Source organism: Mesorhizobium carmichaelinearum, assembly GCF_900199455.1.
Taxonomy (GTDB): Bacteria; Pseudomonadota; Alphaproteobacteria; order Rhizobiales; family Rhizobiaceae; genus Mesorhizobium; species Mesorhizobium carmichaelinearum.
Genome location: NZ_FZQR01000006.1, coordinates 238,776 through 255,604 on the forward strand (window position 1 = coordinate 238,776; position 16,829 = coordinate 255,604).

Genomic DNA, 16,829 nt, shown 5'->3' on the forward strand with positions numbered 1-16,829 from the left:
CGGCTCACTTTGGTTTCTTGATCCGGTATCGTCCCTGCGACACGGCGGTCCTGTTCGTGACCTTGTTCTGGAGTACGCCCCTCAGCACCTGAACGATGTCGTCCCGGACGACAGGGAAAATCCGGTAGTACTGATGCTGTTCCGGATCCTTGGCGAAGGACGTCACGTCGGAACAGTCGATGGCAGTCACTTTGTCGCTGATGGTCGCCATATTGTCCGGGCCATCACTGCCCAGCCGCGGCCCGTTGAATTTTGTCCCGGCGCTCAGTGTGTTGAGAACCCAGTCTTTTGAAGAATGGTAGACGGAGACCGACTGACCAATCCGTGGCAGGAACTTCAACTTTGCGGGGTCATCGAAGGCGTCGGCGTCCTCATCGGCGGCGGCCAGCACGATCTTGTCGAAGGTCCGCCTCAGAACCGCAGGGTTGGGGTTATTCTGGCCAAGCGGCACCATTGCCGAGACCGACTCTCCGGTCTGCTTCGCCACCACCGGGTCGGGCAGTCTGAGAAGGGCCTGAAGCGCGTTCCGGAGCACATAGTTTCCCATGCTGTGGCAGAGCAGATGGATGCTTTGCTGGCAGCGCAACTCCTCCGGCAAGGAGTCGACATAGTCGTGCAACCGCCGGATCGTTCGGGCGACGGATGGACCTGATGCGGAAGCAGTCCCTCGATCATGTGTGTAATCGTTGTAAGGCAGGGGAACCCCAAGCGGCGAGGCGATCGAGGGCCAGGTGAACACGAACATATTGGCATTGAGGCCATAGAAGGCCGAGATCCAACCGCCGCGTTCGATCGCATCGAAAAAGCTGTTGCTGAACCCGTGAATGAAGGCGATGGTCGGCCGTTTCGAAGCCACCATGTCATTCCTCAGCGCGTCGAATATCGTGTTGCTTCCCAGCTGGGGCGTGTCGCCTTTGGCGAAGATCAGCTGTTCATCGGCGACCTGAAGAGAGCCGGGGACGATCACGTTGGTTCGCGCCTGGAGATCGACGTCGACGTCGGCACTGCCGTAGCGAACGTTAAGCCCGCCTACAGGTCCGAGCTCGGATCCGAAGTCGACGATACGACTGCCGCCCGGCTCGGTAAACGGCTGCCGATTTGTGGCGAAATAGACCTTGATCCTCATGGCTGCCCCCCAATTACATCAGTACAAACGTCAAACTGGATCGATGCGCGGAAGTTTATCGACGACGTCGGCAGGCGTTTCATCGAGTCGATAATCTCCAATAGACACTCGCTGTCGCCCCCATGTCCTTCGACACCGAGCAAACCGAGACACCTGAAGAACATTAACGTCAGCGTGTCTAATCCAGCGCCAACAATCACAACCCGCGTTTGAGCGAGCGGATTCGCTACGCCATGTCAGGGTTTTCTGGCACTGCTTCCCCGTTGCTGCAAGGCCACTTGCAACATCAGCACATCCAAAGCATTTGCTCAAGACTTCGAGGGGTGAGAGCCGTTAAATGTCGTTCACTTCTTCGTCACAGGGCGTATCGGATCGATTCAAGGCGAGGTTACTAGTGCCGACCGATAAAGCGCTTGGTCGAATGGCTGGAAGCCGCGCGCTGATACTTCGACTATCGGCTTGATCCCCCGGGGCATGGACCGGCAGTGCCAATGTGCGATTGGCATCGGAGCCCGACCGCTGAACAATTGCGTCGGAGCATCGCATCAGGACAAATAGCGTTCGGGGTCAGGCCGGGCGCTTGACCCGGCTTTTCAGCGTCTCGTAGCCGCGGGCGCCCAGCAGGGCGCGGGCTAAGGCCTTGGCGGCGCCCTTGCGGCCTTCCTGCGAGTTGACCTGCCGCAGCCTGGCCGGCAGGTTGCGCGCCGCCTGGCCGAGCGCCGGCAGCGACAACGCATCGGGAAAGCTGACGATGTGCGTTTCGACGCACAGCACCGGCTTGCCCGACAGCTCCGTGATCTTCAGCGCCTGCGCGTACTCGCTCTCGATGAACAGGATGGCGTTGGATTTGCGGTAGAAATCGGCCTTGAAACTGCCATGCGCGCCAAGCCGCCGGCGCTCGGCCATGCTCGGCAGGTCGAGCATGATCAGCTGGTCGTATTTGATCTCGTGCTTGGCCAGCCACGCCTCGGTCAGCGCGCGGTATTTCTCCAGCCGGCTGGTGACCAGCCAGCCGATCCTGTGGGTCGGGGCATGAAGCGGCCGCGCTTCGCTGAGGAATTTCTCATAGGCCGGACCGTCGTCGTTTTCCGCTTCGGTCGGATCGAGGCACAACACGCCATCGATGTCGACGCAGCATTGCGCCAGGAATTTGTGGTGCATGAAATTCCACTGGAACATGCGCGGATGCAGGACCACTTCGAAGACGAGGTCGGTTTCCGGGTGCTTCGGCTCCAGGCCGAACACCGCGGCATAGGTGAAATCGCCCTCGAAGCCGGCAGCCGCGATACGGGCGCGGGCATCGCGCATGGCATTGCCGCCGGCGATGCTGTCGTCGATGACCAGCACCTTGCGCATGTCGGAGACCTTGCGGTCGAGTGCGGCGCGGCGCTTGGTGATGCCTGACGTGTAGACCCGGCCTTCCAGGAAGGAGTCCAGGTCGGTCATCGGAATGTTCGCCGCAAGGCTGACCAGCGTCGCCGCCAGCACGCCGCTTCTGGGAACGCCGACCACCAGGTCGATGTCGCGCGGCAGCCGGCGAAGGTTGCCGACGATCGTGTCGTTCATGTCGGAGATCGATCGGTAGTGCATGAATCAGACCTGATGTTCGTGTGGATATTGGGTAGCCGGCAAAGGCGCCGAAATTATTGTGCCTCGCGCGGCGTTGCCGCCGGCTGTCTTGCCGGCAGCATTTTCAGGGCCTCGCGCAAGGCCTCGCGGCCGGATGCGAAGGCCAGCGCGACGACGATGGTAATGAGGTAGGCAAGAATGGCGCCGCTGGCCAAGGCGAGGACGTGCTGTTGCGGCAGCATCGGCTTGATCAGCCAGACCGCCGCCAGCGCCAGATGGGCGCCGAGCACGAACGGCGTTGCGGCGCGCAGCACATGGCTGGCCTGCAGCGGTCCGCTTTTGCCGACATAGAGCCACAGGAACGGCGTGCGCAGATATTCGCTGACCGCGTAGGCGATCGCCACGCCGAGCGCGCCATAGGGCAGGCCAATCGCGAAGGCGAGCACCGAGGTCACCGCGGTGATGATGCCCCAGCGCATGAAGTCGCCGGAGCGGCCCTGGCTGACGAAAAGCCAGCCCGCTGGGTTGTTGAGCGGTTGCAGCAGCCCGGCAAAGCCGAGCGCCAGGAAGATCGCGGCGCTTGCGCGCCACTGCTCGCCGAGCACGAAGGGGATCAGCACATCCGACATGGCGGTGGCGAAGGCGACGCCGGGCAGCGCCACCAAAAGGATCAGCGGCATCACGCGCAGATAGGCGCTGCGGTAGCGGTCCGGCTCGTCCTTCAGCCTGGACAGCGCCGGCACCATGACCTTCGACAGCGGATTGGTGATCTGGCTGAGCGGGAACAGAAGCAGCTTGTAGGCGCGGTCGTAGAGGCCGAGTTGCTGCTCGCCCCAATATTTGCCGATCAGCACATTGTCGAGGTTGCGGGCGAAGAAATTGGCGAAGTTAAAGCCGGTGATGCCGGCGCCGAAATTGATCAGTTCGCCGATGCCCGCGACCTTGCGCGGCAGACCGGGACGCCAGCGCGAGCTTGCCCAGTAGCACAGCGTCGGCAGAACGGCACCGGTCAACGTGCCGGCAAACAGCGCCCAGTAGGAACGGTCGATGAAAGTCCAGGCGATCGAGACAGTCAGCCCTGCAACGGCACTAGCGACATCGATGACCGCCAGGCGGCCGAACTGCATGCGCCGCGTCAAAAGCGCCAGATGCTGGGCGCCGAGCCCATAGGCCATGATCTGCAGCCCGAAGGCGGCGACCAGCCCCGCCACGCGCGGCTCGCCGTAGAAGGCAGCGACCAGCGGTGCTGCACCTGCAAGCACGCAGGCCAGGATGGCGCTGACGGCGACATTGATCCAGAAGAGGTAGTTCACCTCCTCATGCCTTATGCCCGATTTCTGGATCGTCGCCTGGGTCAGGCCGAAATCCTGGAACAGTGCGATGAAGGCCAGCACCGGCGCGCACATCGCCACCACGCCGAAATCCTGCGGCGACAACAGCCGCGACAGCACGATGACGGATATGATCTGCGTCGCGACCCGCACTGATTGCGACATAGCGGTCACCACCGCGCCGCGCCCGACCGATTTGCGCAGCGAGCCTTCTGGCGGATCGAATGGGTTGGCTTCCAAATTCAGGATTCCTGATTTTTGCGCGGATTTCCGACACCTTGAAAATCCACGACCGCCGCCATCCCCAAACTACGGCAATAATTTTGCAGTGCAACAGAAAATGTCCATAACCGCGCCAAAAATGTTGCGATGCAGCAAGAGCTGTACTAGCATCCCTTTGGGTGGGGTCAAACAGCGGTCGAGTTTTCATGCTGCATGTCTTGTACCTGGTGCACGATGTCTCCGATCCGGCGGTTCGCCGACGGATCACAATGCTCAGGACAGGCGGCGCCCGGGTTACCCTGGCGGGCTTCCGCCGCACCGCGACCCCGATTGCCGATATTGAAGGATTGCAGCCGATCGACCTTGGCGCAACGCGTGATGGCCGATTCGCCCAGCGCCTGACGGCGGTGGCGAAAGCGGCGGTTTCGATAGGCTCGAAGCTGAAGGGCGCGCCGCGGCCCGATCTCATCATCGCGCGCAATCTGGAAATGCTGGCGCTGGCGCGTCGCGCCAGGTCGGCTTTCGGCGCTACGGTGCCGATCGTCTATGAATGCCTCGACATCCACCGCCTGGTGCTTCGCGACGACATGCTGGGCAAGGCACTGCGCGCCACCGAGCGCCATCTGGCGCGCGACGTGAAGCTGCTGGTGACCAGTTCGCCCGCCTTCATCGCCAATTATTTCAAGCCCTTCCGCCAGGTCGCCGCCCCCGTCGAACTGGTCGAGAACAAATATTTCGAGGCAGCGGCGATCTTACCCGGCGAGCGTGAGGCGGTGGCAGCGCCTGTCGCCCCGCCATGGCGGATCGGCTGGTTCGGAGCGCTGCGCTGCCGGCGCTCGCTCAAGCTGCTGGCCGATTTCACCCACCGTATGGATGGACGTTTCGAAGTGGTGCTGCGCGGTCGTCCGGCGCTCTCCGAATTCCCGGATTTCCATGCCTTCGTCGATGCCGAACCCTATTTGTCGTTTCGCGGACCCTACCGTAACCCGGAGGACATGGCGGCGATCTACCAGGACGTCCATTTCTCCTGGGCGATCGATTTCTTCGAAGAGGGACAGAATTCGGAATGGCTGCTGCCCAACCGCCTCTATGAAGGCTGCCGCTTCGGCGCGGTGCCGATCTCGATGGGCCATACGGAAACGGGACGGTTCCTCAGCCAGCAGGACATCGGCATCCTGTTGCCCAAGGCGACGCCTGACGCGATCGAAACAGCACTCGGCAAGATGGAGGAGCATCGCTTCGGCAAGCTGAAAGCGCGCGTGCTTGCTCGCAATCCGAGGACGTGGAGCTACGATCGCAGCGACTGCAGCGCACTGGTCGAAAAACTGCGCCGCCTGACCACCGTGCGCGAACCCCTCGCGGCTGAAGCTTTGGCATAGGATGAACATCGCCCGATGACGCAAGCGCTTCCCTCCAGCCTGATCGTGATCCCCTGCCTGAACGAGGCAGCCCATATCGGTGCGCTGCTCGGCCAGCTCTGCCCGGCGGCAGTAAGGCTTGGCGCCCGGATCGTCGTTGCCGATGGCGGCAGCACCGACGGCACGCTGGCCATTGTCGAGCAGATCGCCGCGAAGGACCCGCGCGTTATCCTGCTTCACAACAAGCGGCGCATCCAGAGCGCGGCGATCAATCTCGCCGTCGGCACGTTCGGTGAAGGCGCGGAGTACCTCATCCGCATCGACGCGCATGGCGGCTATCCCGACGACTACTGCGACCGCCTGCTTGAGGAAGCGCTGGCCACATCAGCCGATTCGGTCGTCGTTTCCATGCTGACCAGTGGCAGCGGCACCGTGCAGAAATCGGTTGCGGCGGCGCAGAATTCGAAACTCGGCACAGGTGGCTCCAAGCATCGCCACCTCTCCGCCGGAGAATGGGTCGACCACGGCCATCACGCGCTGATGCGGATATCGGCCTTCGGCGCTGTCGGCGGCTATGACGAGACCTTCAGTCACAATGAGGATGCCGAGCTCGACTACCGGCTGCGGCAGGCCGGCTACAAGATCTGGATGAGCGGCAAGACGCAGATGGTCTATTACCCGCGCGCCTCGCTCAAGGGTCTCTATTTCCAGTATCTCGGCTATGGCCGCGGCCGTGCCAAGAATGTGCTGAAGCACCGCGTCATCCCGAAGGTCCGGCAGATGGTGCCGCTGGCGGTCTTCCCGGTGGTTCTGCTGGCGGCCTTCTCCTTCGTGCACTGGATCGCGGCGGTGCCGCTGCTGATCTGGGCTGCGGTGTGCCTGGGCTACGGCCTGGTGGCGGCCATTCGCCAGCGCAATGCCGATATCGCGCTGGCCGGCGTCTCCGCCATGGTCATGCATTTCGGCTGGTCCGTCGGCTTCTGGCTGCAGCTTCTCGGCCTCGGCGCGCGACGCGGGGTGGCGTGATGGCGGTTCAGGCCAAGAACCGCAGCATCGACATCGGCGTGTGCACGTTCCGCCGGCCGGAACTGGCCGACACGCTGCGCTCGCTCGCCGCCATGGAGATGCCTGAGGGCTTCGATATCAGCGTCATCGTTGCCGACAATGACGACACGCCGAGCGCCCAGGCGCTGGTGACGGCGCTGTCGCAGGACTTGAAATTGCCGGTCCGCTATCGGCATGCCCCGGCGCGCAACATCTCGGTCGCCCGCAATGCTTGCCTCGATGCCAGCGAGGCGGATTTCCTCGCCTTCATCGATGACGACGAGACTGCCTCCGCCCGTTGGCTGGCCGAACTGGTGGCGACGGCCGAAGACAGTGGTGCAACAGCCGTGCTCGGCCCGGTGCGGGCGCTTTACCGCCCGGATGCGCCGGAATGGATGCGGCGCGGCGATTTTCACTCGACCTTGCCGGTCTGGGTACGCGGCGAGATCCGCACCGGCTACACCTGCAACGTGCTGCTGCGCATGGGGTCGGACAGCCTGCGCGGCCGTCGCTTCAGCCTGGCGCGCGGCCAGACCGGCGGCGAGGACACCGAGTTCTTCGATCAGATGGTCAAGGCCGGCGGCCGCATCGCCTTCGCTCAAGACGCCTGGGTGGACGAGGTGGTGCCGCGCTCAAGAGCGGCATTCGACTGGCTCGGCCGCCGCCGTTTTCGCGTCGGTCAGACGCATGGTCACCTCTTAGGCAGCAGCGCGCGTGGCATCGGGCTGATCAAGCAAGTTGGCCTAGCCTCCGCAAAGGCCGCCTTTTGTTTCGCCGCGGCACTTCCCGTCGTCGCCAGCCCGGTGCGCAGGAACCGCAGCGTGCTACGCGGCATCATGCATGTCGGCGTCGTCAGCGGCCTTGTCGGCGTCCGCGAAATCCGCCTCTACGGCCAATCCTCACCTGGGGAAGGAGGCAAGCGTGCAGCCTGATATTTCCTTCGTCCCCGACGTTTCTATTGTGATCGCGGCCTACAATGCCGAGGCGACGCTCGACAGGGCGATCGCCAGCGCCATTGCGCAGAAGGATGTCAGCGTCGAGATCATCGTCGTCGACGACCAGTCGCGCGATGCCACGCTCGATGTGGCGCAGGCCTATCCCGGGGACATCGTGCGCGTCGTCGCCCTTGCCAACAATCGCGGTCCCGGCGGCGCTCGAAATGCCGGGCTCGACGTCGCCCGCGGCAGGTGGATCGCGGTTCTCGATTCCGACGACGCCATCTTTCCCGGCCGTCTCGCCGCCATGATCGACCGCGCCGAAAAAGCCGATGCCCAGATCGCCGTCGACAATCTCCAGGTTATTCGCGAGGACGGTGTGGTCGAGGATGCGATGTTCCCTCGGCAGTATCTGGAAGGCCTGCGCGAGATTTCGCTGGCCACCTACATCGCCGGCAACATCGTCTTCGAATCGAAGTTCAACCTCGGCTACCTCAAGCCGATCTTCCAGCGCCGGTTCCTGGACGAGAACCGGCTTCGCTATGACGAGAAACTGAGGATCGGCGAGGACTATATCCTGTTTGCTGAGGCTCTGGCCAAGGGCGGCCGATGCGTGGTCGAGCCGGAAATCGGCTACGCCTATCATATTCGCAGCGGCTCCATCTCGCGTGTGCTCGAGCTTCATCATGTCGAAGCCATGCGCAAGGCGGATGCGGTATTCGCTCAAACCCATCGGATGGACGAGGCGGCCCAGGCGGCTTTCGCCCGGCGCGGCCGCAGCCTGCGCAAGGCGGCTTCCTTCCTGGCGATGGTTCAGCACATCAAGGCGCGGTCCCCGCTCAAGGCGATCCGGACGGCGCTCAGCGACCCGGCGGCGGTCAGGCATATGGGGATGCCGATCGCCGTGCGGTTGCGACGAGTAGCGGCACAGTTTGCCGTGGGGGCGGGGAGGTGAAGATGCAGGCACATGGAGGGATTTTTCGTGGCCTGTGAAGGAACTGCAGTCGATCTCCTCAGAAGGAATTTGCGATGAAGAAAATCAGGAAGGCCGTGATACCGGTGGCGGGGCTTGGAACACGGTTCCTGCCGGCGACCAAGTCGATGCCGAAGGAAATGCTTCCCGTCGTCGACAGGCCTGTCGTGCAATATGCGGTGGACGAGGCCTTCGAAGCCGGCATCGAGCACATCGTGTTCGTGACCGGCCGCAACAAGGCGGTCATCGAGGACTATTTCGACCTGCATCCGGAATTGATCGGAACCCTGGAGCAGACCGGCAAGAAGACCCAGCTGGAGGCGCTCGAAAGCATGTTGCCGGTGGCCGGCGCCACCTCTTTCATCCGCCAGCAGTCGCCGCAGGGCCTTGGCCACGCCGTCTGGTGCGCCCGCGAGGTCATCGGCAACGAGCCCTTCGCCCTGCTTTTGCCTGATATGGTCTCCTTCGGCGGGCGCGGATGTCTCGCCGAAACCGTCGACCTTTATGAGCGCACCGGCGGCAACGTGATCGCCGTCGAACGTTGCGATCCGAGCGAGACCAACAAATATGGCATCGTCGGCCGCGGCGCCGATGTCGGCGGTGGTTTCGAGGTCTCGGCCATGGTTGAAAAGCCTGCCCCGGCCAATGCGCCGTCGAATTTCTACATCAACGGCCGCTACATCCTGCAGCCCGAGATCTTCGCGCTGCTGGGCAATCAGCAGCGCGGCGCCGGCAACGAGATCCAGCTGACGGACGCCATGGTCCGCCTGTCGAAGGATCAGCCGTTCTTCGCCCAGCCTTTCCTGGGCCGCATGTTCGACTGCGGGTCCAAGGAAGGCTTCATTCAGGCCAACATCGCCTTCGCGCTGGCGCGCAACGACATGAAGGGCCCGGTTTTCGAGATGCTTCAGGAGTTCGTCCGGTCGCATGAACGCCAGGAAGAAGCCGCATAATGCCCATCTTTCGGGAGTATTGCCGGATGGCTGGCGGCGAGGGGCCGACAGGCCCCCGCCGTCTGGCATGAAGCTTGCGTTGCTTCTTGGCAATGCTCCCGACCGTTGCGGCGCCTGCAAGCTAAAGCATGATCCCGGAAAGTGGCTCCGGTTTCCGGAGAGATCAGGCTTAAAAACTGAGACAGGTCATGATCCCGGAAGTTTTCGGAAAAGATCATGCCCAAACAAAGAGATAGAGCCTCAACCCGATGATCGGGAACGCAACAGGCTCTGGGATTGGACCGACGATGAATTATGCCAATTTTCCTCTCGACAAGAGGATGCCATTGCCGAATTCGGACGCAGGAAACGGCGAAGACTTCATCGACATCGAGCGGCTGCTTGGCATGGCTGCGCGGCAGGCCAAGGTGGTTGCCGTGTGCGCCGCCATCGGTCTTTTCCTGGGCATGCTCTATCTGCAGACAACGCCGCCCAAATATGTGTCAGTCTCAAGCGTGCTGATCGACGAGGGCCTGAACAAGATCGTCGATGATATTTCGGCGGCGTCGACGACCATGCAGACCGATTCCGCCATTCTGAGCCAAATCGAGATCCTGACCTCGACGCGGCTTGCCGCGGTGGTCGTCGACAAGCTCAAACTCGACCAGAACGAAGCGTTCATGAACCCGCCGCAGTCCGCCCTTGCCCAGGGTGTCGGCCTGATCCGCGGCCTGATCCAGTATGTCCACCCCAGCGCGCCCATGCCGGGCATGGGTGACTTCAGCAAGCTCGACCCCGCAACGCGCGATGCGCTGATTGCCGCGGCGGGCCGCGACTACGCCATCCTCAAGCTGCAGAACGAGATCCGGGCGGATCGCGTCGGACGAAGCTACGTCATCGCGCTTGGCTATCAGGCGACGGACCCGGGACTGGCGAAGGCCATCACCAAAGCCTATGCCGAAGCCTATCTTGCCGATCAGCTCGATGCCAGTTTCGACGCCACCGAGCGCGCCGCGGTCTGGCTGCAGGGCCGGCTGACGGAACTGCGCGAAAGCTCGCAGCAGGCATCGCTGGCGGTCGAGAAATTCAGGGCCGAACACGGCCTGTCCGCCAACAATGATGGCCAGTTGATGAGCGACAAGCAGCTTGCCGACCTCAACGCCCAGCTCATCGTGGCGCAGGCCGACACGGCGCGCGCCAGCGCCCGCTACCAGCAGTACAAGTCGATCGTCGACAGCGGCTCGGACAATGCCTTCAAGGATGCCGCTATAGCGGCCGACCAGCCGAGCAGTTCGGTCATCGCGGCGCTCAAGACCCGCTACCTCACCGTCGCCAAGCGGCAGCAGGATGTCGAGGCCAATTTCGGTCCCGACCATCCGCAGGCCGTGGCGCTGGCCAAGGAGAAGGCCGACATATCGGCACAGATATTCGGCGAGCTGAAGCAGCTGACTCAAAGCTATCGCAACGAATATGAGGTGGCGCTGGCGCGCGAGACCGCGCTCAGGGCCAATGTCGCCGCCGCACAAGGCAAGAGTTCCATCGACAACCAGTCGCAGGTCCAGTTGCGCGATCTCGACCAGAAGGCGACGGCGCTCACCACGCTCTATCAGACGTTCCTCGGCCGCTACGAGGAGGCCGCGCAGCAGCGATCCTTCCCGGTCGGCAAGATCCGCATCATCTCGGATGCCTCGACGCCGCTCTCCGCCTCGAGCCCGCGCACCATCATCGTGCTCGGACTGTCGCTCGTGCTCGGCGTGCTGATGGGCGCCGGCTTCGGCGGCCTCAACGAATTCAACGAGCGGTTCTTCCGGACCGGTGAGGAGGTACGCGACCGCGTCGGCCTCAAATTCCTCGGCTACCTGCCGACAGTCGGCAGCAGACCCGCCAAGGAGGACAAGCCGGCCGAGGCTCAGCCGGATGCCAAGGCAGCCAGGTCGCCGGCCGCCATCGAAAGGCGCGCGCGCATGCGGGTCAGCATCGACGCTCCGGCATCGATGTTCGCCGAAACGCTGCGCAGCGCCAAGATCGCCTTCGATGTCGTGATGGAAGGGCAAGGCAGCCGCGTCGTCGGCGTCATCTCGGTCCTTCCCGGCGAAGGCAAGTCGACGGTCGCGGCCAATCTCGCCGGGCTGCTTGCGGCCAATGGCGCCAGGACGCTGCTCATAGACGGTGACTTGCGCAATCCGGGCCTCAGCCGCAGCCTCGGCATGGAGGCCGAGCAGGGCCTGATGGAGGCCGTGGTCAACGGCCAGACCTGGCAATCCGTCGGCAAGATCGACCGGCAGACCAAGCTTGCCATCATCCCCGCCGTGCTGCGCGGCAACTTCTCGCACACCAGCGAGCTCTTGTCCTCGGCCGGAATGCGGCGTTTCATCGAGAATGCCAAGGAGACGTTCGAATACATCGTCGTCGATCTGCCGCCGCTCGGTCCGGTGGTCGACGCCAAGGCCTTCGCGCCGTTGGTCGACGGCTTCGTGCTGGTCACCGAATGGGGCCGCACGCCACGCGCGATGGTGCGCTCGATGCTGGAATCCGAACCCTATGTCGCCAACAAGATCGTCGGCGCGGTGCTGAACAAGGTCGACCTGAAGAAGCTCGCCAGATACGGATCGTTCGGCGCGTCGGAAAAATTCTTCGACAAATATTCGAGCTACTATCTCGACAAGTCGGAAGTGCGCAGCAAGGCAACGGTCTAGGCAGCGGCTACCTGGATTTCCGCCTTGACGGAATTGGCGATGAAGCACTGTTCATGCGCCAATGTTGGAATCCCGGCGACCTGCCGCGCGTCAGTCGCGCGATAGGGACAGTCCCGCGAGAAGCGGCGCGTACGCGGCGAGCCTGCGGGATACGAACTCGGTGAAGAGCCGCACACGCTTCGTCTTGCGTGTCTCGCCCTGTGTGAGAAGCCAAACCGTTCCGTACATGTGCAGGTCGGTGCCCGGCACCCTCACCAGCAGGGGGTCGGCATCGCCGACGAAGCACGGCAGTGTCGTCATTCCGAGCCCTTGCCGTACAGCAACGATCTGCGCCTCGCCGTCCGTGACCCTGAACGGAACTTCGGCGGTGCGAACCTCACCCTCACTGGCCCATTGCGGAATTCCATGACTGCTTATGACGATCCAGCGGATGGGATCAGGCGCGCCCGCACGCCATGCGGCTAGTCGATCCCGAGACATGTAGATGCCGCCGAACAGCTCCGATCCCTTCAGGCCGTGAAGATTGAGCGGCAGGGTTTTGCGGTCGTAGACGACGCGGATCGCCACGTCAGCGTCTCGGTTGGTCAGATTTGCCAGCTCGCCGGACGACAGGATTTCCATCTCGATGTCCGGATGCAGACGCGCGAAATCGGCGAAGTCCGGCATGAGCAGGTGTGTCGCGAGGGTCGGTGCCAGCGTCACGCGCAGAAGCCCGCGCACACTCTGGTCGCGCCCCAAGACGCGCGTTTCCAGCTGGTGCGACGACGCTTCCATCCGCTCCGCGAGTTCGAGGACCTCCTCGCCCGCAGCCGTCAGGCGGTAGCCCGAAGGCAGCTTTTCGAACATGTGCGCCCCGAGACGTTCCTCGAGCTGGGCGATGCGTCGCAGCACGGTCGCGTGGTTCACACCGAGGCGCTTGGCGGCGGCCCGCACCGAGCCTCCGCGTGCGACGGCAAGAAAGTAGCGAACGTCGTCCCAGTCGATCATGGTGCGATCCCGCACCGCACGGTGCGCCCTCCAAAGCCCTAACTTATCGTACGCAGTACAGGGCGGCTATCATAACACTTGTCCACCAGCGGCGCTCAATTCCAAACGGCGGAACATTATCGTCGCGGTTACCGTTAACAGCCGTATCGGATCGATTTCGCACCACCGATGTGCGCGCTTCCTCACTCAACGCCCGACCTCGGCGGACCCATCTTGGGGTCTCGGGGCTTTCCCGAATGACCAAGGCGGAAGCCTGGAAGGATGCACGTCATGACCAGATTGAACGGAAAGACCGCCGTCATCACCGGCGGCGCTACCGGCATCGGCCGCGCCGCAGCAAAGCGATTCGTCGAGGAAGGCGCCTTCGTATTCATCTTCGGCCGCCGGCGGGAAGTGCTCCACGCCGCTGTGGCGGACCTCGGGCCCAATGCCCGCGCGGTGAAAGGCTCGGTCTCGGATGAGGCCGACCTCGACCGGCTCTACGCGGCTGTGAAGGCCGAGCGCGGAAGCCTCGACATCGTCTTCGCCAATGCCGGGGCCGGAGGCCCGCTTCCGCTCGGCCAGATCACCGCCGAGCATATTGACGAAACCTTCGACACCAATGTGAAGGGCACGATCTTCACGGTCCAGAAGGCGTTGCCGCTGATGGGCCCGGGCGGTTCGATCATCCTGACCGGATCGAGCGCCGGCACCACGGGCGCCCCGGGATTCACTGCCTACAGCGCGAGCAAGGCGGCCGTGCGCAATCTCGCGCGGACCTGGGCGGAGGACCTGAAGGGCACCGGCATCCGGGTCAACGTGCTGTCGCCCGGGGCGACGGCGACTGAACTCGCGAAGGAAGCGCTGGGCGAGGAGGGCCAGAAGGCCTACGGCGCGATGACGCCGCTCCAGCGCATGGCCGATCCCGCGGAGATCGCGGCGGTGGCTGCCTTTCTCGCGTCGTCGGACAGCAGCTTCATGACCGCCAGCGAGGTCGCCGTCGACGGCGGCCTGGCGCAGCTCTGATGCCGGCTTGATCCCGCGTCTGGTAAAACAACCAAGGATAGTACGTCATGAAAAAACTTGAAGGCAAAGTCGCAGTCATCACGGGCGGAAGCAGCGGGATCGGGTTGGCCACCGCCAAGCGCTTCGTGGAGGAAGGAGCGCACGTCGTGATCACCGGGCGACGGGAGAAAGAGTTGAAGGAGGCTGCAGCCTTCATCATCAGAAACGTTACGACGGTCGTGGGTGACGTGTCGCTCTTGGAAGATCTGGATCGCCTCTATGCAATCGTGAAGGAGAAACATGGTCACATCGACGTTCTCTTCGCGAACGCTGGCGCAGGGACAATCGCACCGCTCGCAGTAGCTACTGAGGCCCACTTTGACCAGACCTTCGACGTGAACGTGAAGGGGCTGTTCTTCACGGTGCAGAAGGCCCTTCCCCTCTTCAAAGACGGCGGTTCGATTATTCTGAATTCTTCGGTTTCGAACGTGTTGGGGTTGCCGGGGTTTAGCACATACGCTGCGAGTAAGGCGGCAGTGCGCAACTTCTCGCGCGCTTGGACTCTAGAGCTGAAAGACCGCAAAATCCGAGTGAATACGATGAGCCCCGGAGCCATCGAGACCCCCGCCTTGGAGACAACGACGGGCCTTACCCCTGAGCAAGCCGAGCAAGCGGTCGCCCAGTTTGCTTCACAGATCCCAATGGGTCGCAGAGGCAAACCGGAGGAAATCGCGGCTGCTGTCACGTTCCTCGCCTCCGATGATAGTTCTTACATCACCGGTGTGGATCTCGCCGTTGATGGAGGCATGGCGCAGGTCTGAGCCCCAGCGCGGTCCCGTGGCTGGCCCTTCAGCCCCGCCAGTAGTGATCCCGCTTCTCAAACTTTAGTTCCAATACAAGACTAGGAGAAACATTGTGAGCTACGCAATTATCGGCTTCGGCAATATCGGCAAGGCCCTGGCCAAGGCGTTCGCCCGCAAGGGCATCGACGTGTCCGTTGCAACCACGCGCGACCCGGAAAGCTTTGCAGCCGATGCCGCCGCGATCGGGCCCACGATCATTCCCAAGAAGCTGGCGGCTGCGGTCAAGGCGGACATCATCTTTTTGGCTGTTCGTTTCGAGTCGCACCCGGATGTCGCGAAGGCGCTCGCCACCTGGCAGGGGAAGACCATCGTCGATGTGACAAATGCCTACGGCGTGCCTCCTGAAAAACTGGGGGGACAGCCGTCTTCCAAGTTCGTTGCACAGGCATTTTCTGGTGCAAAACTGGTCAAGGGCTTCAACCATCTGGTCGCTGCCGTCCTTGATCAGGATCCGGCCCTACATGGTGGCAGAAGAGTCGTATTTCTGGCGAGCGACGATGACGCTGCCGCAGCGGAGATTGCTGCGCTCGCGGAAAAGCTCGGTTTCTCGCCGATCAAACTTGGCGGGCTGTCGGAAGGTGGGCTGCTGGTCCAGGCGCGCGGAAATAGCTGGGGTCAGTTGATCTTTAAGGACCTGGTCAAGTTCGACGGATGAGCACGACGTGCCAACAGGCAGGCCCACGATACACGGATCGGGTCGAGCAAGATCCGACCCAGGCGAAATGGAGAAATTCCCATGAGTATCGAGAAGAACATCCAGACCGTGAAGGACTTCTTCGCCGCGATCGGCAGCGGCGACAAGGAGGCTCTGCTGGCGCTGGTCGCCGAAGACATCGAGTGGATCATCCCGGGCGAGGACTGGCCGCTGGCCGGAACGCGCCACGGACACGCGGGGCTAACGGATTTGCTTGAGACGGCATCCAAGTCGATAGAAACGTCCACCGAACCCCGGGAATTCGTAGCGCAGGGGGACCGGGTGCTGGTCGTCGGCTCCGCCAGGGGGAAGATCAAAGCCACGAACAAGACGTTCGAGGACGACTGGATCTTCGCCATCACCGTCCGGGACGGCAGACTGACCACCATCCGGGAATACGTCGACACGCAAGCGCTGGCCCGGGCCTCGCGGATGGACGCATCCGGGCGCTCGTCTAATGCCCAACCCTAAAGGAGATTCCGATGTACGACCAATCCAAGCTATCCGAGTTGATCCGGTTCGCACGTGTAGATGCGGGCTCCACAGTCATTGACGTCTACCCAGGCGACGGCGATTGGACGCGCCTGTTCTCCGACGTCGTGGGCCCCGGAGGTCGGGTCTACAGCTTCGTGCCGGCCGAAGTCGCCGACTTCAAGAACGATCCGGTTGGCCGCATGCGGACGCTAGCGAAGGAGCCGGGCCGAGAGAATGTCAAAGCCGTCTCGGCGGACCTCGTCGCGATGCCGGAGGTCACGCAGCCAGCGGATGTCCTGTGGCTGCACCTGTTCTACCACGACCTCCACACCGCGCTGATTCAGAAGAAGGGTGCGACGGCGGCCGACTTCAATCGAGCTGTCTACAAGCGGCTGAAGCCCGGTGGGTCCTACGTCATCGTCGACCACGCCGCCGCCGCAGGGTCGGGCACGAGCGACACCCAGGCGCTGCATCGGATCGACCCTGCCTCTGTTCGCGAGGAGGTGGAGGCGGCCGGCTTCGTACTGGACGCGGAAAGCACAATGCTCGCGAAGAAGGACGATCCGCACTCGATCAAGGTCTTCGATCCCTCGATCAAGGGCGAGACCGATCGCTTCGCCTATCGGTTCGTGAAGCCCTGA

General features: G+C 62.9%; 15 protein-coding genes. 11 read left to right on the plus strand and 4 right to left on the minus strand.

Going from position 1 to position 16,829, the window contains the following annotated elements; translation table 11 throughout:
• Positions 1-4 precede the first annotated feature (4 nt).
• From CKW40_RS16240 to CKW40_RS16250, 3 genes are all read right to left on the minus strand, one after another.
• Positions 5-1,126, minus strand: coding sequence for an alpha/beta hydrolase (locus tag CKW40_RS16240; RefSeq protein WP_095200892.1), 1,122 nt, complete (start codon positions 1,124-1,126; stop codon positions 5-7).
• 567 nt (positions 1,127-1,693) lie between these two features.
• The gene (locus tag CKW40_RS16245) at positions 1,694-2,716 is read right to left on the minus strand and encodes a phosphoribosyltransferase family protein (protein WP_095200893.1); all 1,023 of its coding nucleotides are present in this window, start codon (positions 2,714-2,716) and stop codon (positions 1,694-1,696) included.
• A gap of 53 nt (positions 2,717-2,769) precedes the next feature.
• Positions 2,770-4,266 carry a lipopolysaccharide biosynthesis protein gene (locus tag CKW40_RS16250; RefSeq protein WP_095200894.1) on the minus strand — a complete coding sequence of 499 codons (1,497 nt, stop codon included), beginning with the start codon at positions 4,264-4,266 and terminating at the stop codon, positions 2,770-2,772.
• A 188-nt stretch (positions 4,267-4,454) separates the two neighbouring features.
• Between CKW40_RS16250 and CKW40_RS16255 the strand changes: the two genes are divergently transcribed.
• The 6 genes from CKW40_RS16255 to CKW40_RS16280 all read left to right on the plus strand — a co-directional run bounded on the left by CKW40_RS16255 (position 4,455) and on the right by CKW40_RS16280 (position 12,186).
• Positions 4,455-5,627, plus strand: a complete 1,173-nt coding sequence (locus CKW40_RS16255) for a glycosyl transferase family 1 (RefSeq protein WP_095200895.1) — start codon at positions 4,455-4,457, stop codon at positions 5,625-5,627.
• 15 nt (positions 5,628-5,642) lie between these two features.
• On the plus strand, positions 5,643-6,632 hold the full coding sequence (locus tag CKW40_RS16260) for a glycosyltransferase family 2 protein (protein ID WP_095200896.1): 990 nt from the start codon (positions 5,643-5,645) through the stop codon (positions 6,630-6,632).
• Positions 6,632-7,582: a glycosyltransferase family 2 protein gene (locus CKW40_RS16265; RefSeq protein WP_095200897.1), complete on the plus strand. Its 951-nt coding sequence runs from the start codon at positions 6,632-6,634 to the stop codon at positions 7,580-7,582. The genes CKW40_RS16260 and CKW40_RS16265 overlap by 1 nt, the downstream gene beginning before the upstream one ends.
• Positions 7,572-8,540, plus strand: coding sequence for a glycosyltransferase family 2 protein (locus tag CKW40_RS16270; RefSeq protein ID WP_095200898.1), 969 nt, complete (start codon positions 7,572-7,574; stop codon positions 8,538-8,540). The genes CKW40_RS16265 and CKW40_RS16270 overlap by 11 nt, the downstream gene beginning before the upstream one ends.
• A 74-nt stretch (positions 8,541-8,614) precedes the next feature.
• A complete protein-coding gene (locus CKW40_RS16275; RefSeq protein ID WP_095200899.1) occupies positions 8,615-9,511 on the plus strand; it encodes a UTP--glucose-1-phosphate uridylyltransferase in 897 nt (298 codons plus the stop codon).
• A gap of 287 nt (positions 9,512-9,798) precedes the next feature.
• Complete coding sequence (locus CKW40_RS16280; protein ID WP_095200900.1) at positions 9,799-12,186, plus strand: polysaccharide biosynthesis tyrosine autokinase; 2,388 nt, start codon at positions 9,799-9,801, stop codon at positions 12,184-12,186.
• Positions 12,187-12,276: 90 nt separating this feature from the next.
• On the opposite strand, the gene CKW40_RS16285 is transcribed toward CKW40_RS16280, so the two are convergent.
• Complete coding sequence (locus CKW40_RS16285; protein ID WP_095200901.1) at positions 12,277-13,173, minus strand: LysR family transcriptional regulator; 897 nt, start codon at positions 13,171-13,173, stop codon at positions 12,277-12,279.
• Positions 13,174-13,443: 270 nt separating this feature from the next.
• On the opposite strand from CKW40_RS16285, the gene CKW40_RS16290 reads away from it, so the two are divergent.
• From CKW40_RS16290 to CKW40_RS16310, 5 genes are all read left to right on the plus strand, one after another.
• The gene (locus CKW40_RS16290) at positions 13,444-14,178 is read left to right on the plus strand and encodes an SDR family NAD(P)-dependent oxidoreductase (RefSeq protein ID WP_095201045.1); all 735 of its coding nucleotides are present in this window, start codon (positions 13,444-13,446) and stop codon (positions 14,176-14,178) included.
• A 47-nt stretch (positions 14,179-14,225) separates the two neighbouring features.
• A complete protein-coding gene (locus tag CKW40_RS16295) occupies positions 14,226-14,978 on the plus strand; it encodes an SDR family NAD(P)-dependent oxidoreductase (RefSeq protein WP_095200902.1) in 753 nt (250 codons plus the stop codon).
• A gap of 94 nt (positions 14,979-15,072) precedes the next feature.
• Positions 15,073-15,675 (plus strand): NAD(P)-binding domain-containing protein, encoded by a 603-nt coding sequence (locus CKW40_RS16300; protein ID WP_095200903.1) that lies wholly within the window; start codon positions 15,073-15,075, stop codon positions 15,673-15,675.
• A gap of 81 nt (positions 15,676-15,756) precedes the next feature.
• Positions 15,757-16,185, plus strand: coding sequence for a nuclear transport factor 2 family protein (locus tag CKW40_RS16305; protein ID WP_095200904.1), 429 nt, complete (start codon positions 15,757-15,759; stop codon positions 16,183-16,185).
• 11 nt (positions 16,186-16,196) lie between these two features.
• Complete coding sequence (locus CKW40_RS16310) at positions 16,197-16,829, plus strand: class I SAM-dependent methyltransferase (RefSeq protein ID WP_095200905.1); 633 nt, start codon at positions 16,197-16,199, stop codon at positions 16,827-16,829.

Bases quoted from the DNA above. Each gene is read 5' to 3' on its own strand.
- CKW40_RS16240 (WP_095200892.1), bottom strand. From the start codon at position 1,126: ATGAGGATCAAGGTCTATTTCGCCACAAATCGGCAGCCGTTTACCGAG.
- CKW40_RS16245 (WP_095200893.1), bottom strand. From the start codon at position 2,716: ATGCACTACCGATCGATCTCCGACATGAACGACACGATCGTCGGCAAC.
- CKW40_RS16255 (WP_095200895.1), top strand. From the start codon at position 4,455: ATGCTGCATGTCTTGTACCTGGTGCACGATGTCTCCGATCCGGCGGTT.
- CKW40_RS16260 (WP_095200896.1), top strand. From the start codon at position 5,643: ATGACGCAAGCGCTTCCCTCCAGCCTGATCGTGATCCCCTGCCTGAAC.
- CKW40_RS16265 (WP_095200897.1), top strand. From the start codon at position 6,632: ATGGCGGTTCAGGCCAAGAACCGCAGCATCGACATCGGCGTGTGCACG.
- CKW40_RS16275 (WP_095200899.1), top strand. From the start codon at position 8,615: ATGAAGAAAATCAGGAAGGCCGTGATACCGGTGGCGGGGCTTGGAACA.
- CKW40_RS16280 (WP_095200900.1), top strand. From the start codon at position 9,799: ATGAATTATGCCAATTTTCCTCTCGACAAGAGGATGCCATTGCCGAAT.
- CKW40_RS16285 (WP_095200901.1), bottom strand. From the start codon at position 13,173: ATGATCGACTGGGACGACGTTCGCTACTTTCTTGCCGTCGCACGCGGA.
- CKW40_RS16290 (WP_095201045.1), top strand. From the start codon at position 13,444: ATGACCAGATTGAACGGAAAGACCGCCGTCATCACCGGCGGCGCTACC.
- CKW40_RS16295 (WP_095200902.1), top strand. From the start codon at position 14,226: ATGAAAAAACTTGAAGGCAAAGTCGCAGTCATCACGGGCGGAAGCAGC.
- CKW40_RS16305 (WP_095200904.1), top strand. From the start codon at position 15,757: ATGAGTATCGAGAAGAACATCCAGACCGTGAAGGACTTCTTCGCCGCG.
- CKW40_RS16310 (WP_095200905.1), top strand. From the start codon at position 16,197: ATGTACGACCAATCCAAGCTATCCGAGTTGATCCGGTTCGCACGTGTA.